The organism is Bradyrhizobium yuanmingense, assembly GCF_029167105.1.
Lineage (GTDB): Bacteria > Pseudomonadota > Alphaproteobacteria > Rhizobiales > Xanthobacteraceae > Bradyrhizobium > Bradyrhizobium yuanmingense_A.
This window is the reverse complement of sequence record NZ_JARFML010000052.1, coordinates 23278-38967: the sequence shown is the minus strand read 5'-3', so window position 1 is coordinate 38967 and position 15690 is coordinate 23278. Positions and strand designations below refer to the sequence as shown.

Here is a 15690-nt window from a genome sequence, read left to right as displayed (position 1 = left end):
CGCAACGGACGATCGGCTGCGCAACCCCGACCAGCTCCGCCGATCGTCCGTTGCTCCACCCGCGCCACTTGGCGTACAAAACCCCGAGACTCTAACTGCCGCTGGATGAAAATTCAGGGGCAGGTCAAGACATTTAGATTTTGCCATTCGTCTCAACGTCGATATAGACGCTTGGGTTGAGAAGGGATCGAGACTCTTCAATCAGCGAAAACGGCTGCCTTATCCCACTCCGGATGACATGGCTGCGGCTGCGAATGAACATCTGAAGCCGGCTTGGACATCGGGAAGTCATTCCGAACTCAAAGAGGGCTTGGACAAGTTCCTCAGCCCATATGGCGAAGCCGGTACCACCGTGGGTGACTATCTCAAGCCCAGCCAAACCGTTTCGGACTTTTTCGACTGGCTCTATTCGACGGACCATATCAGCCTTACTTACGGGTTGAGCTATAACGGCACCCCGCTGGAGAATTTGTCGCCCGGGACGAAGGGGATCGTTTTGCTGATCCTCTACCTTGCTATGGATCAGAAGGACACTAGGCCGCTTCTTATCGACCAGCCAGAAGAGAACCTGGACAACGAATCAATCTACAGCCTCCTCGCCAGCTATTTTCGAAAAGCAAAGCTGCGGCGCCAAATCCTGCTCATAACCCACAATCCGAACTTGGTTGTAAATACCGACGCCGAGCAGGTAATCGTCGCCCACTGCGTAAAGGAGAACGGCGGTTTACCGTCGTTCTCCTACGTCGCCGGCGCGTTAGAGGATTGCAAGGAACTAAATAGTACTCGACATCAAGTGTGTCGAATACTCGAGGGAGGCGCCGCGGCATTCCAGAAGCGGGAAAGACGATACTCGCTGGACGGCTGACTGGCACACCTCGCGGAGGAATTGTGGGTCTATAGCCCATTAGAAGGCCGGGATCATGCCTAATCGGTCGGGTTGCGTGTGAGCGCACGTCGCCGGGACACAGCGCCGTCATCGCCTCGATTACTTATCTCGCTAGCGATGGCGGCCCCGTTCGCGACGAAGCAGATCTGTAACGCCGCTCGTGAGCCAGGTTGCAATTTCATTCAATTTTGCCTTGGTAAATCGCCCTGATTGCGTATCGCATAAGCTCATTGGCACAGAGCTCGGCTGCTGACTGGGAGGAAGCTATTTGGACATCGTTGCAAAATCGAGTGTCAGACCTACTTTGTCAGTGGTCAGATCGAGCGCTTGAGCGACTGCCGGAATAGGCAACGTTTGGCTTCGTCAACATTCTTAGCGCTTCTTTCGAGCACGTTTGGTTTTTCCGGGAGGTTTCTTAAGTTTCTTCGGGGGAGAAACGGTAACGTCGGCGCCGTTGTGGCAGAATATACGCAGACGCGCGTTGCCTCGCCCACAAGCCGTCGCAAGGCCGTCGATGTACATGAGCAGTTGCCAGTTCCGGTTGGTCATGCCTCCCTTCACGCTTTCGGCAAGGTAGTTCAGATCCACTAGGCGCGCGGCGACGATCCATATTTCCCGCGACCAGGAGCGGTTGGTGACGGCTTCCGCGACGGCGGCTTCGATCTGCTTGATGTCGAGGCCCGCCGAATTCTTGAAGACGCGTTTCAGGCCTTTCAGCCTAACCGTGTTGGCCTGGACTTCGCTCTCCCAGCGCTTCTCGGCAATCTTGGGAGGCAACGAGGTTGTTGAGCAGAACGCGAGCGAGGCCAGAGCCTGCCGTCCAACCACTTCGAGGGCTGTGATGCTCTCCTTATGAACGTCGCCCGACGCCTTGGCGTGTATGATAGCGGCAGTCCTGTTCGTGGTGTCGACAGCGAGAAAGTCACCTACTTCCTGTCCATCGTCGTCGCAAACAATCAGATCGAAGCGCGTCGCCGCTTTGCCAAGATCTCCCCATTCGGCCGGCAATGGGCGGCGAGCATCGTGATCGGCCATCGCCTTGAACAGCCCGAACAACGACTCTTTCGTCCAAGCAGATCGATCTTTTCCGTAAATGTTCTCGCCTTTTTCTGTCATGATGTTCGCGAGGATGGGAATCGCGACGGCGTTCTGCAACTGAGGGATAGTACCGTCGGGCCGCGGCTCGAAGCCTTGCGGCTCGTAGAAACTGCCGTTGGCGTAGACGATACCGCTCTTATTCGGGATGATGCGGAAAGACTGCGTTCGATTGAGAAGCTGGGTGAACGTCGAGGCGGACCGCCTTCCCCCGGGCGACTGCGCGAGAAACCGTGCGTCGAGACCCGGACTCCTCATCCGATAGCGCCCCGTCCGCTCGACGAACTCGACCTCGCATTCGAAACGTTCGCCACCTATCCCGATCTCGAAACTGCCATCGTTCACATCCGCGCAGAGGTCGTCGTGATCCGCATCCACCAGCGAGGCGCGCATGCCGACGTCATCGACGTCGTGTAGGAAATCCGAGAAGCTGTCTCCGAGATCCAACAGGATGTTTTTGGCGTCGGCCTCGTCGCCGACCGGTACGGCGGCGACGCGCGCATATCTCTCGAAGACCGGATTATTGGCGCGGGTACCGTCCCTGAACTGGTCCGCGACAATCCTCGCCATTCGAGGTATTGCGCGAGCAAGAGCGGCTCCGGAAAAGCGTCGCGAATCCGCGCCCGGGTCAGCCCGAGATACCTCCCGAATCTTCCCAGAAACGCGTACGACGAAGTGGGCACCATCGCTGGATCGAGCAGATCGGTGAACGTGTTTTCGAAGGAGCGGGTGCGCGTCGCCTGGGAGCGGATCGCAAGCTCCGACATATCGAGAGAAGCCGAAGATATGCGCGCAACACGCACCGGCTTTCCGCTCGACGAGGCGGGAATGCCGCGGGCGAAATCGGTTTGGTCCATCCTGCCGAGTCCAAGCTTATCGGCATCGAAAACGATTCCACCCGTGTCGTGGGCAAGAACGAGATTCCCCGATCGGACCACGATGCAGACACCCAGCTTCCACTCGGGAAAGAACTGCCTGGTGAGGAGCGATGAGGTCTGCCAACCGTAGTACGCGATTGCGATCGCCTCGTCGGGCAGTCCTGATATCTCAATGGGCTTGAAGCGGTCCTCGTTCAGGATCGCTTCAACGATCTCCGATCTGACAACGCTCTTGTCGAAACTCCCGCCCAACCGAAAGACCGCCGCACTGGCGGGAAGGCGGATGTCATCGAGGTCGAGCTTCCCTTCGATCATGAACCGCGGCCGAAACTGCCCTTCGATGTATTGGACGTCCGGCATGGTCGCCAGGAGCCGATCCGGCAAGGCCGCCTCGTTGGTCACCAGGTAGTTGGTATTCTTTGCACAATATCTCTCGAAGTCGAGATAATGGTCCCAGGACTCCTCCATCCGCGACACCATTTCCGGGGATGCCATTACGACCGCTTCCTGCCGGTTTTTTCTACGTTCGTCGGACGAGCGTAGAACACGACCGATCTGTTGGACCAACTGGCGGGCGTTGCCGAACACGTCGTACACGGCGACCGCGACGAAGGACGAGTCGTCTACGCCTTCCAGGAGCTTGGTCTGATGCAACCAGTACCGGACCTCGGCGTTCGCGGGAATCGACTGCGCGGCCTTCACGCTGTTGAAGCGTCTCTTCGAGGCATCGTTACGCTTGATCGCATGGTGGATGGTCAGCGCGGATTCGCCGCTCACACGCTCAATCTCGTCATGGAGCATATCGAGCTTGGCACGCTCGTCGGCGCGAACGATTATTTTGGGATGTTCGACCCCAGGAGGCGTGGCGATGGATTTCGCGGCTAGCACGAGAGCCTTCGCGAACTTGGCGGCGTCCGCCCGATCGCGGACGCTGTGCTGGGCGTCCGTCTCCGTATCGTCGGTTAATTCGGAGAGAGGCGAGATCGCAGATTTCGACGGCAGCCTAGCAAAGCCGTCGAGCTGCGCGAAACGGGGCTTGCGGATGATCCGTTCGCCGATCGCGTCGTCGATCGGCTGATTGAACACGAACCTGCCGCGCACACGGAAGGATTTGTAGTCGTTGCGATACGGCGTGGCGCTGAAGAGCACCGTCGGCAAATCGGCGTCGCGGATCGCCCTGCTCCAGGAGATCGCAGGTTCGTAGTGCCCCTCGTCGACCACGACCAAATCGAACTTCCCGATCAGCTTCAGAAGATCCGCTGCCCGAAGGCTGTCCGTCGTTGGCGAGGGCTCGATCGCCTTCTGCGCGTCCCTACGGATCATGTCCATGGCCTGAAGGGTCCCGACCAGCACCATGCGTTCCTGGGTCGGGTCGGCATCCAAAATCGATTTCACCGTGCTGGGAAGAAGCTTCGCGATATACGCGCTCGGTACCGGGTTGCCCGTCGCGCGCCCATTTTCGTCGGAAAAGAGGGCCTGATCATCGACGACATAGTCCATTCGAGACCAAAAGCCGCGCCTAACATAACGATAGAGCTGATCCGTCAAGGCTTCCCTTGGCGTCAGAACCAGAGCTCGCCTGATCATGGGCAGACAACGGCACAGGACGGTTATGACGGCTGACTTGCCGGTGCCCGTCGGCATCTTCACCAGAGCTGCCTCATTAGCGATCTCTTCGAGAGGTAGCCGCCGATCTGCGCACAAGTAAGCCGCAACCATCCCTAGGGCCGCCTCCTGAGGCTCCCAAATCTTGCGGCGCCGGGTCGGGTTCGATCTCCGGAAGGTGAAGCCGCTCAAATGGCTGTTCAGCTTGCTGAACCGACTTCCGTCGATGCCGGATTGGTCGGCAAAGGATGTTCCGCCTCTGGCGATAAGCTCGTTCAATTTCATAAATTTCTTCCGCAGGCCAAAGTCCGATCGCCGAGAGAGAACACTTGATTAGAAAATCGACGCCACCTTGCTAAGGAATCCCTCGCAGGCAGTCAATTTTTGGTTGAATATCGATCGAATACACGGTGGGGTGACATTCACGCCGCCAAGATGGGCTTAATCGCGCGACCGTCGGCCCATGCAACCCTTGGTCCGAGGTGTGGACAAGATCCGTCGGGCGCGGCTTCGAACGATCCCCGGGCTACTGCGGCAGCTGATCACGTATTGCTTCAGCCAACGGCTATCTCGAAGCGCGCGTCTCGTGCGGGCGTGGTCGCATGCTCTAGATCAAGGCAGATGTGCAGGCGGCCTTCGTTGATAGAAGCCCCTTCGACCGTCCTAGGCCCCGCACTCGGCCTCGTACCAGAGGTCTCGCGACCACACCGAGTTTTGACCCCGGTGAGAAAAATCATCTCTTAGAGCTGCCCCCTTCGGAACGGATCAAAATATTATTCTATTCAACCTACAACTAAAGCGCGCATTACCACCATAACGTCTACCGACTCGCTCTTATAGCGCGATCGACTCGTTCTTAAAGTGCCGGCATAAGATCCCTTCGCTCAAAGCCCCGCCATCATCACGTATTTGATCTCGACATACTCTTCCATGCCGTGACGGGAACCTTCGCGGCCAAGGCCGCTTTCCTTGACGCCGCCGAACGGCGCGACTTCGGTCGTGATCAGGCCGGTGTTGACGCCGACCATGCCCGACTCCAGTGCCTCCGCCACGCGCCAGACGCGGCCCAGATCGCGGGAGTAGAAATAGGAGGCGAGACCGAAGGGCGAAGCGTTGCACATCGCGATCACGTCGGCCTCGTCCTTGAAGTGGATTACCGGCGCAAGCGGACCGAATGTCTCCTCCTGTGACACCAGCGAGTCCGGCCTGACGTCGGCGAGCACGGTCGGCTCGAAGAAGGAGCGTCCCAGCGCATGTCGCTTGCCGCCGGTCACGACCTTGGCGCCGCGCTCAACAGCGTCCGCGATATGCCGCTCGATCTTGTCGACCGCCTCCATGTTGATCAGCGGCCCCTGCACCACGCCTTGTTCTGTCCCGTCGCCGATCTTCATCGCCGCAACCTTCTTCGACAGCTTCCGTACGAATTCATCGTAGATTCCTGCCTGTGCGTAGATGCGGTTGGCGCAGACGCAGGTCTGGCCCATGTTGCGGTATTTCGAGACCATGGCGCCTTCGACGGCGGCCTCGATGTCGGCGTCGTCAAACACCACGAAAGGCGCGTTTCCGCCGAGTTCGAGGCCGAGCTTCTTCACGCCGACGGAGGCTTGGCGATAGAGAATTTTTCCGACCTCGGTCGACCCGGTGAAGCCGACGAAGCGAACGGCCGGGTGTTCGCAGAAGACCTTGCCGATCGATCGCGAATCTCCGGTGATGACGTTGAAGACACCCTTGGGCACACCGGCCTTCTCAGCGAGCGCGACAAGCGCCAGCGCCGAGAGTGGCGTTTCGCTGGCGGGCTTTAGCACCACGGTGCAGCCTGCGGCGAGAGCCGGCGAGACCTTGCGGGTGATCATCGAGTTGGGGAAATTCCACGGCGTGATTGCGCCGCAGACGCCAATCGGCTGTTTGATCGCAAGCAATCTTGCATCCGGGCGCGGCGAGGGTATCGTTTCGCCATAGATGCGGCGCGCCTCTTCGGCAAAGAACTCGACATAGGCGCCACCGATATCGACCTCGCCAAGCGCCTCGGAGAGTGGCTTGCCCTGCTCCGAGGTTAGGATTAGCGCGAGATCCTCGCGATTGGCGACGATCAGTTCATACCATTTGCGCAGAATGTTGGAGCGCTGCTTGGCTGTGTGCTTAGCCCATGTGAGGAACGCACGTTCAGCAGCTTCCACGGCTCTCGTGCAGCCATCGGCAGAGAGCTGCGGCACCTTGGCGAGCTCCATGCCGGTCGCCGGATTGTTCACCGAAAAGCTGGGCGGGCCGACCCAGGTGCCGTCAATGTAGCAGGCCTCCCGCAGAAGCGCCGGGTCCTGCAGACGGTCGCGCAGCATGGAGGGACCTTGCTTAGCTTGTGCGGCGGCGGTCGGGATCATCCCATTACTCCTGCGGCTATGGATCCGAGCGACCCGGACTTCCGCCGATAGCGGAAAAAGGCCGCGCGAGACACCGCGCGGCCGAGTCAGGGAGGAAACGCCCCGAAGGGCACTGAATAGGAGCGCTGTGAGTAGATGAACTCCTGGCAACCCCAATCCTGCACGAAACGTGGTCAGCTCGTGCAAGCGAACATCGCATACTCATTTTTGCTTGAGGATTGGCAGCGTTCGCCAGCGTATCTCAAAGTTTTTATGCGCAAATCTCGCCAAGTTCGCAGCAACTGCGACTTTGAAGCATTTCGCGCGAGACTGTTTTAATTTGTGTGCTGTTTGCCGAGGTACATCGAGCACACCGCTCGGTGTATTCGCGCGTGCTCCTTGGCAGAGTGATCTTCAGAATTTCGAAATCAAGCGAAATTAGTCAGCGCCTCGTCAACGAGCCGGAGAAACGTGGCTCGGCGATCTACGGCCATCACATTCAGCGAAAGTTTATGGGTAATCGCGGTAGCAACCACGATCGTGGGGCGGCTCGCTTTGAATAAAACCTGAATCCTCTATCAATACCAGGAGGGAGACCCGATCGGTACGGCAAAGCCCGCCTTTATCCGATCTAACACAACCATGGTCTTGAATCCCTTTATGTCGGGGTTCACATAGAAAAATCTCCTGGTGAACTCCTCATAATCCTCCACGGTGCAGGCAGTGACGTGAAGGCCAAAGTCCGCATCGCCGGTGACGTAGAAACCGTTGACGACTTCAACTGATGCCTTAACGGCCTTCTTGAATTTGTCTATTATATCTGCATGCTCTCGCTCCAGGCTGGCAAGCACAAGCATTTGAATACGTCTGCCTACCGCCTTCGGCGAAACGATCGAGATGTCGGCCTCGATGGTACCTTCAGGACGAAACCTCTTTAGTCGGCGCTAACACGCGGTGGCAGGAAGGCCGGCCAGTTCTCCGACCTCCTCGGAGGTCACCCGATTATTTTTTGACGATCTGGAGGATGCGAGCATCTATCCGATCGTACTGCATAACCCGACCCCCACCTTGAGGGGAATTTCACCGCGAAAACGCCTCGCAGCGCTGGAAATAGCCCCAGACTATCAAGATACAGGGATGTTTTCAATAAGTGACGGGAAGGTGATCGCGTTGAGCTTTTGGTGGGCTATGACGAACGCCGGCGCGACGTAATAGATGAGACCGGTTCACTCCTTGCGATTGCGTTCGCGCGACGGGGCTCTCAGTTGGCACGCCGCCCGCAGCTCGATCACGTTGCTCTTGAGAAAATCGAACGGCTACGGGGAACACCTTCACCGCCTCTGGGCGTCTTCGCCACACGCCTCGACGGTTTGGCATCGGCAAGCTCAAGGGAGCCTCTCAGCGCGGCACGTTGGGATAGAGCGGGCATGCCAGATGTCAGCTTAAAGCACCCAGTATTGGCCTCAAAGCGTTGGGCCCCGACCACCAAAAACGAATAGGTCGAGCATCCCTACGCGTAAGCAAACGAACGCACTTCGACCAGATTGCCGTGCCGAGCAGCAGTTCTCTGAAAGATCGAGCGCTCTAGGTGTTCAGTCCCGAAGTCAATTGGATGGGATCGACCGCGAAGGCATTCTGGCAGCAGATCAACACTTCAGAGGACAAGTGCCTCTCGAGCCATAGGCATCCTCGAAGCAAAATTGCGCTCCTTCGTCGCGCCGCCCAACACCACCAGCCGATTTTGCCCCGCTCGTGCAATGCGCGACGCCCGTTCACGCAAGTGACTGGCCACCCGTGGGCCCCAACAATCACGCATCTGTAATCTTGAAGTCTCATGAACTCAGAAAACATTCACAATGTATGACCGCGATAAGCCGCCGGTTGATCTTGATCAATAACTCCCGCAGCCGTCGTAATAAACTGCGTCGACGGAATAACTGTACGCGGTCTGGGTCTAAGATGGCTGCCAGTGGGGCTGGACCTCATTTTTCCACAATAGGCATTTTGAATCCGCAGGGCCGCCCTCTATCGGCAGCTTTTTTTGAAGGAGAGGTGTATGAGGGGTGGGCTGCCATATTTGACAATTGGCGTCTAAGCCATTGCCGCAGCCTAGCTCGTGATCTGGCTCGCCTAGCGTGGCCGGATTGTTACGTGGGGGCCGTCAATGCATGATTGGAAGAGCGAGCTCGATGCGCTCGTCGCTGAAGCGATGGCCTCGCCAAATCGCTCAAGGTCAAGATCGAGCAGCCCAGGCCTGAGCCGAAGAAGCTCGTCGGGTCGGATGGCCTTAGCTTTCCCGACGATCGCCCGAGCCAACGCGATGAGATCAGGAAGCGGGTTGAGACCTTCAAAGCACGGCAAGAGCGTTTCATGCGCGAGCGTGAGGAATGTGCCAATTCCCTGCTGCGCCGGATCAGGCCGATCACGAAATCCTAGGCGAGCTTGAGCTCGCTGAACCTTCCGGCTCCTGCCAAGCCCCTCAAGTCGCTCACATGCGCGCTCGGCGGCACGAACTCGGCCTGAGATCGCCCCCTTTGGTCTTGATAAGCGCGCACTAGATTTGCGTCCGTCCGAACCGACTTATGCGAGCGCGAGGGTTCTCGATCTCGGATTGTGATCCCAAGCACCCTACGGTACGTTTTCTCCCAAGCTTGAGCCAGTCATCAGGGTGGCACCTTTTACCTGCCGACTATGAAGCAGCTTGGAGGTGGAAGCCCGGCACCCAGCTTGGTGTGGGCGGGCTAGCGAAGAGCAACCCTCGTCATCACAACCGTGGCTCCTGAATGCGGCTGCGCCGGAAGGGACTGCTAGTGCCTACGCCGCACCACCAATCAGCGGCTAGAGCGCGCTCGCGGCACGGTCGGGCACATCCTCCTTCCAGCGAACCGATCCAAACGGGCGCTCCAGCATGCGTCGGATACGAACGGGCTCCGGCCCAATATGGAAAGCCGTCGCCTGCTCATCTAGAGCACGCTCTGACTGAGTCCAGCGGTTGCGTTGGCGCAAATAATCGAGCCATGTCGGGCAGTGATAGCGTTCGGTCCATAGCTCTGGGTCGGCGATATCACGGGCAATTGACCAACCGTAAGCGCCGTTGCGTTGCCGGTAGAGCTGCACATCCTGCATAACGTTGTGGAAGGCTCGCGCATTTTCCAAGGCCACACGGTATTCGAGCTCAACCACCAGTGGGCCACTGCGGTAGGTTAACGGAAGTCGCACCTTGGGATCGGCAAGCATCTCGGCGTCCTCTCCGCGCTCGGTGATAGGCGGCATGCACAGCCAGCGCCCAAGAAGCGGTAAAAGCAGCATTAGTGCGGCCGAGATCAGCAGTGTGATATCGACACCGACAGCATCGGTGAGGCGGCCCCAACCCCAACTGCCAATTGCAAGGCCCCCGGAGAACGATGCTTGCCAAGCCGCAAGCGAGCGGCCCGCAACCCAGCGAGGGGCGGAGAGCTGCACGCCAATGTTGAACAGCGTCCACACTATCGTCCATACGGCGCCCGCCAGAACCAGCGCGGCGGCCGTCAAGATCGCATTGTGACTGAGCGCGACCGCCGCGATCGCGCCGCTCATCGACAATGTGCAAGCACGAACTGCAGCCTCGCCGCTCATACGCCTGCGCATCTCGCTGATGTTAAGAGCCCCGACCACAGCGCCCAACCCGAACGCACCTAGCATGACGCCGTAAGTTTGAGCGCCCCCGTGCAACAGGTCGCGAGCGACGATCGGCATTAACGCTTGGAGCCCGCTTCCGACGAGGCCGGTTATCATGGTGCGCGCTACCACGATCTTGATCGAAGGCGAATTGGCGATGTAGCGCACACCCGAGACAATGGCGCGGCTCAAGTTTTCGCGGGGCAGCCTCGACGGCTCTGCGGCACGTTTCCAGAGAAACAGCGCCACTGTCAGAGGTAGATAGAGGAATGCGTTGATTGCAAAGGCCGCGCCCGCGCCTGCTGCCGCGACAACAATTCCTCCGACCGCGGGCCCGAAGCTACGCGCGATGTTGTAGCTAATGCCATTCAAGGCAATCGCTGATGGCAGCATCTTCGCCGGAACTTGTTCGCTGACCGAGGAACTCCAAGCTGGTCCCATCAATGCCATGCCGCCGCCGATCACAAAGCAAAGCACCAGCAACAGATTCGGTGTGGTAAGGCCCGACCAATCGAGAGCAGTCAACACTGTCGCGCCGCAGAGCGCGATCGAGAGCGCGGCCAGTGTCACAATTCGACGATCATACATGTCGGCGATGGCGCCGGCCGGCATAGCGATCAACATGACAGGAAGCAACAAGGCTGTCTGCACAAGAGCGACTTTATCGGCTGACGACGTCATCTCTGTCATGGCCCAAGCCGCGCCGACGCCTTGGATAAGTATACCGAGGTTCGACAGCAGGCTCGCCAGCCAAATCCGCCGGAAAGTGGGGTAACGCAGCGGCGCGGTAACTCCATCGGCGCTGGGAGCCTGGAGATCGGAAGGAGTCGTCATTTGGATTCACAGACCGTGCGCGGCAACCTGACCGAGCTCAGTATTTGTCGCAGAACGCTGAACTCAGATTGGATGAGCAATTCCGAACCGCCCTCAAACATCCGAAACTCGTGTGGCGTGCCCATTTCGTTTTTGAGTTCGCTGCTTCTGCCGCAACCCGTAAGCATAATATCCAGATTTAGGAATAATCCGTCGCGCTGTGATTGGAGATCATTCCGAAGTCCTCTGGCAGCTTTAGCATTGCATCCGCAACGCAGTCATATTCGATCCGGTCATCACGCCCATAACGGCTTTCGTTGCTCTCAAGCGTCCGCGGCATCGGTTCACTTGGCTGCCCGGTTGTTGGCGTAACGATGCTCCTCTACCTTAGGGCGAATCGGCATTACCAGACATTACAAGAGCGCTTGTGCTCGTTTCTCGCGTTATCTCTGGATGAGCGATGAAAAAAAGCGCGAAGCCTCAGAACAACGGGGCAAAGACAGCAACTTCAATCTTCTTGAGGGGCCTCTACCGGAATCGCAAAACCGGCCTTTACGCGATCCATGACGACCATTGTCTTGAACCCTTTGATGTCAGGGTTCTCGTAGAAGAAACGTCGGGTGAATTGTTCGTAGTCTTCCATCGTCCGCGCCGTAATATAAAGGACGAAGTCAGCGTCCCCAGTGACGTAGAATCCGTTGACGACCTCAGCCGACGACTTAATCGCCTTCTTAAACCTGTCGATGATGTCTGCGCGCTCACGCTCGAGACTTACGAGCACAAGCATCTGAATAGGCCTTCCCACCGCCTTTGCCGAAACAATCGAGACGTCGGCCTCGATGATGCCGTCACAACGGAGCCTCTTCAAACGTCGTTGGCACGCAGTAGCAGAAAGCCCTGCAAGTTCGCCGATGATCTCAGATGTGAGACGATTGTTCTTCTGCACAATCTCCAGGATACGGGCGTCTGTTCGGTCGTATTGCATAAGTCGGGCTCCAGGTGAATTCCGCTGCAAAGTGGCAAGGTCCTGCAGGAAACCGTCCACGCGATGGTTAAAAGCGACGCAAATCTGTCGCTGACATTAGTATCCTGATTGCCAGCAGAATTTCAACAAGACGACCGCCAAGGACTTCGAAATGGTTTTCCAAGCTGCCCGGCCCAACAGTCTACCTCATGTCGGGCTAGCTAAGGGGCATCTGGAGAATCTGCGTCGCCGAGATTTCGTCGCGGGGGCCGCTCTGATCGATGGGCGCTGGATTGGGGGTGACAAAAGAGACGTTGTCGTCGATCCCGCAACTGGCGAAGTGATCGCCGAAGTTGCTTGTTGCGGCGCCGCAGATATGAATCTTGCGATCGACGCAGCGCAACGATCTTTTGCTCAATGGCGAGAGCTGCTGCCAGAGGGGCGGGGCGCAATTCTCAGGACTTGGGCCTCATTAATGCTCGCCCATGCCGAGGAGCTTGCCGTCCTCCTAACTTGCGAGCAGGGCAAGCCGCTCCCGGAAGCAAAGTACGAAATTCGATATGGCGCGGGATTTCTTCAGTGGTTTGCCGCAGAGGGCGAGCGTGCCTATGGTGAGACGATCCCAAGCCATAAGCCTGGAAGTGTGCTTCAGGTAAGAATGCAACCCGTTGGCGTTGCGGCCGCAATCACTCCTTGGAATTTTCCTATCGCTATGATTACGCGAAAGGCCGGAGCCGCCATGGCGGCTGGCTGCCCAGTCATCGTGAAGCCAGCGCCCGAGACGCCGCTCTCGGCTCTTGCACTGGCGAGGTTGGCTCAAGAGGCTGGGGTTCCGCCTGGTGTGTTTCAAGTGCTTGTCGGCAATCCAATCGAACTCTCAAAGCCTCTGTTGCGGGACGCAAGAGTGCGAGCCCTTTCGTTCACGGGGTCTACAGAAGTCGGCCGTTTGTTACTGGAAGGAGCGTCGCAGACGGTCAAAAAAGTCTCTCTCGAGCTCGGAGGGCATGCCCCCTTCATTATCTTTGACGATGTCAATCTCGATAAGGCGGTTAAGGCTGCTATGGCGGCAAAGTTTGCCACGTCGGGGCAGGACTGCTTAGCGGCTAATCGAATCTACGTACACAGGGGCATTTATAGTGCCTTTGTCGAGAAATTTTCTGAGGCAATCACGCGGCTCAGAGTTGGTCATGGCCTTGAGGCTGCGACTGATATCGGTCCGATGACGAAATCGTCCGTGGCGGAAAATTGCAGGGCTCAGATCAATGACGCCGTGGCAAAAGGGGCGCGGGTTGTTTCCGGGAAGCAAGACCGCGTCTTCGGGCAGAACTTCGTCTGTCCGACATTGCTGAGCGATGTCACTGACGACATGCTCATTTCGAGCGAGGAGACATTCGGCCCGGTCGCCGCAGTACTTCCGTTCGACTCCGAAGCGGAGGTGCTGGCCAGAGCCAACTGCAGTGAAATGGGCTTGGCCGCCTACGTCTACACCGACAGCTTGAGACGAGCGCTACGATTTTCCGAGAACATCGAGTACGGAATGGTTGGCATCAATACGGCCTCATTCACTGGGCCGCCAATTCCGTTTGGAGGTTGGAAGCAATCTGGCCTCGGCCGCGAAGGTTCGCGACATGGCATTCAGGAATATATGGAACTGAAATACGTCTGCTTCGGCGATCTGGTGGACTAGGAGACATGGTATGAACGATATCAAGACGATCGCCGAAAAAGATCGCGGGAATGTTCTGCACCCCTTCACCCAGCTTAAGGAGTATGCTGCCGGCAAAATTGGTGATCCGACAATCGTCACCGGGGGGAAGGGTATTCGCATCGAAGACGCCAAGGGACATAGCTACATCGATGGCTTCGCTGGTCTTTACTGCGTCAATATTGGGTACGGGCGGACCGAGGTGGCCGAGGCGATTGCGCGGCAGGCCTACAAATTGGCCTACTACCATACATATGCTGCCCACACGACCGACGAGCTGGCTATTCTGTCGGATCGCCTCGTGCGAATGGCACCTGGCAAACCAAGCAAAGTCTTCTACGGGCTATCCGGATCAGACGCCAACGAGACCCAGGCTAAGCTTGTCTGGTATTACAACAACTTGCGCGGTCACTCAAAAAAGAAGAAGATTATCTCGCGCGAGCGTGGTTACCATGGCTGCTCAGTCGTTTCCGGCTCGATGACCGGTATGTCGTTCTACCATGATCATATGGACCTGCCCTTTCCAGGTATCTTGCACACAGGCGCGCCCCACCACTACTGGGGTGCCGAGCTAGGCGAGACGGAAGAGGCTTTCTCTCGTCGACGTGCGGCTGAGCTAGAAGAGATGATCGTGCGTGAGGGGCCGGAAACGATCGGCGCCTTTATTGCCGAGCCGGTGCTGGGTACAGGAGGGATCACGCCGCCGCCCGACGGTTATTGGCGTGAAATTCAAGCGGTGCTGAGACGCTATGACGTTCTTTTGATCGCAGATGAAGTGATTTGTGGATTCGGTCGCACCGGCGCTGAATTCGGCAGTACTCTATATGGAATGGAGCCCGACCTTGTAACAGTGGCCAAGGGGCTGACCTCCGGTTACATGCCACTCTCGGCGGCAATCGTTGGTGAGAGGGTCTACTCGGTCATGGAAGAAGCAGCCGATCGTGTCGGCGCATTCTCCCACGGATATACCTATTCAGGCCATCCGATTGCGGCGGCAGCTGCTAACGCCGTCCTCGATATTGTGGAGAAGGAGCAACTCAGCGAACGGGCGAGAACGGTGGGCGCCCATTTCTTGAAGCGGCTCAAGGAGCGGTTTGCACAGCTCGAGATTGTCGGGGAAGTAAGAGGCGTAGGCCTGCTCGGTGCCGTAGAATTCGTCGCTGATCGCCACACGAAACGACGCTTTGATCCGCAGCTCAAGGTGGGCGCGCGCATCTCCAAGGCGGCGCGCGACAGGGGGCTTATCGCGCGAGCAATGCCGCACGGAGACATTCTAGGTTTTGCTCCACCTCTCATCGTTTCCGAATATGAGGTGGATGAGATCGTTGAACTCGCCTATCTCGCGACGAAGCAAGTCATGGACGAACTTACGGAAGAATCCGCAATTTAAACCGGTTCCTGTATTCCGATCTCAAATCGTTCAATTCGCTGATCTTCGTCAGGTTTGATACAGCCGGAAGGAGAGGGGCTGACGTCGAAGGACGGGCTGCCGAACAGCTCAATAGCACGCCCGGGCAGCTTCCGCACCATGGTGGTCGTGCTTGCCGGGTTTTTGGGGAGCGATCATCGCGTGAGCGCGGTTTGCGGCTGTGTCGGCGTCGCCTGACAACGCGGTCGCGGCCTACCAGCAGCATTGCGAAGGTCTTGCTTAAGGGGCGGGCGTGGAGTGCATGTACGGCGCTTGGTTGCAGTCTACGATAGCATCCCATTCGATGGCGAAATCGTAGACA

8 protein-coding genes and 1 pseudogene are annotated in these 15690 nt (G+C 57.8%); 3 read left to right on the top strand and 6 right to left on the bottom strand.

Annotated features, from left to right (window positions below):
- Nucleotides 1-238 precede the first annotated feature (238 nt).
- Nucleotides 239-865, top strand: a complete 627-nt coding sequence (locus P0R31_RS37615) for an AAA family ATPase (protein ID WP_275520088.1) — start codon at nucleotides 239-241, stop codon at nucleotides 863-865.
- Nucleotides 866-1258: 393 nt separating this feature from the next.
- Here the strand turns inward: P0R31_RS37615 and P0R31_RS37610 are convergent, their stop codons facing one another.
- The 6 genes and pseudogenes from P0R31_RS37610 to P0R31_RS37585 all read right to left on the bottom strand — a co-directional run bounded on the left by P0R31_RS37610 (nucleotide 1259) and on the right by P0R31_RS37585 (nucleotide 12276).
- Nucleotides 1259-2374 (bottom strand): hypothetical protein, encoded by a 1116-nt coding sequence (locus tag P0R31_RS37610; RefSeq protein WP_275520086.1) that lies wholly within the window; start codon nucleotides 2372-2374, stop codon nucleotides 1259-1261.
- Entirely contained in the window at nucleotides 2323-4749 is a 2427-nt protein-coding gene (locus P0R31_RS37605) for a DEAD/DEAH box helicase (protein ID WP_275520084.1), read from the bottom strand. The genes P0R31_RS37610 and P0R31_RS37605 overlap by 52 nt, the downstream gene beginning before the upstream one ends.
- A gap of 599 nt (nucleotides 4750-5348) precedes the next feature.
- Nucleotides 5349-6842, bottom strand: coding sequence for an NAD-dependent succinate-semialdehyde dehydrogenase (locus P0R31_RS37600; RefSeq protein WP_275520082.1), 1494 nt, complete (start codon nucleotides 6840-6842; stop codon nucleotides 5349-5351).
- Nucleotides 6843-7399: 557 nt separating this feature from the next.
- Nucleotides 7400-7874 (bottom strand): annotated as a pseudogene (locus P0R31_RS37595) (Lrp/AsnC family transcriptional regulator).
- A 1785-nt stretch (nucleotides 7875-9659) separates the two neighbouring features.
- Nucleotides 9660-11312 (bottom strand): MFS transporter, encoded by a 1653-nt coding sequence (locus tag P0R31_RS37590; protein ID WP_275520080.1) that lies wholly within the window; start codon nucleotides 11310-11312, stop codon nucleotides 9660-9662.
- A 487-nt stretch (nucleotides 11313-11799) separates the two neighbouring features.
- Nucleotides 11800-12276, bottom strand: coding sequence for an Lrp/AsnC family transcriptional regulator (locus P0R31_RS37585; RefSeq protein ID WP_275520078.1), 477 nt, complete (start codon nucleotides 12274-12276; stop codon nucleotides 11800-11802).
- A 151-nt stretch (nucleotides 12277-12427) separates the two neighbouring features.
- Here P0R31_RS37585 and P0R31_RS37580 point away from each other — a divergent pair, with 151 nt between their 5' ends.
- Both P0R31_RS37580 and P0R31_RS37575 read left to right on the top strand, forming a co-directional pair.
- The gene (locus P0R31_RS37580) at nucleotides 12428-13942 is read left to right on the top strand and encodes an NAD-dependent succinate-semialdehyde dehydrogenase (RefSeq protein WP_275520077.1); all 1515 of its coding nucleotides are present in this window, start codon (nucleotides 12428-12430) and stop codon (nucleotides 13940-13942) included.
- A 10-nt stretch (nucleotides 13943-13952) separates the two neighbouring features.
- Nucleotides 13953-15350 (top strand): aminotransferase, encoded by a 1398-nt coding sequence (locus tag P0R31_RS37575; RefSeq protein WP_275520075.1) that lies wholly within the window; start codon nucleotides 13953-13955, stop codon nucleotides 15348-15350.
- The last annotated feature ends 340 nt before the right edge of the window (nucleotides 15351-15690 follow it).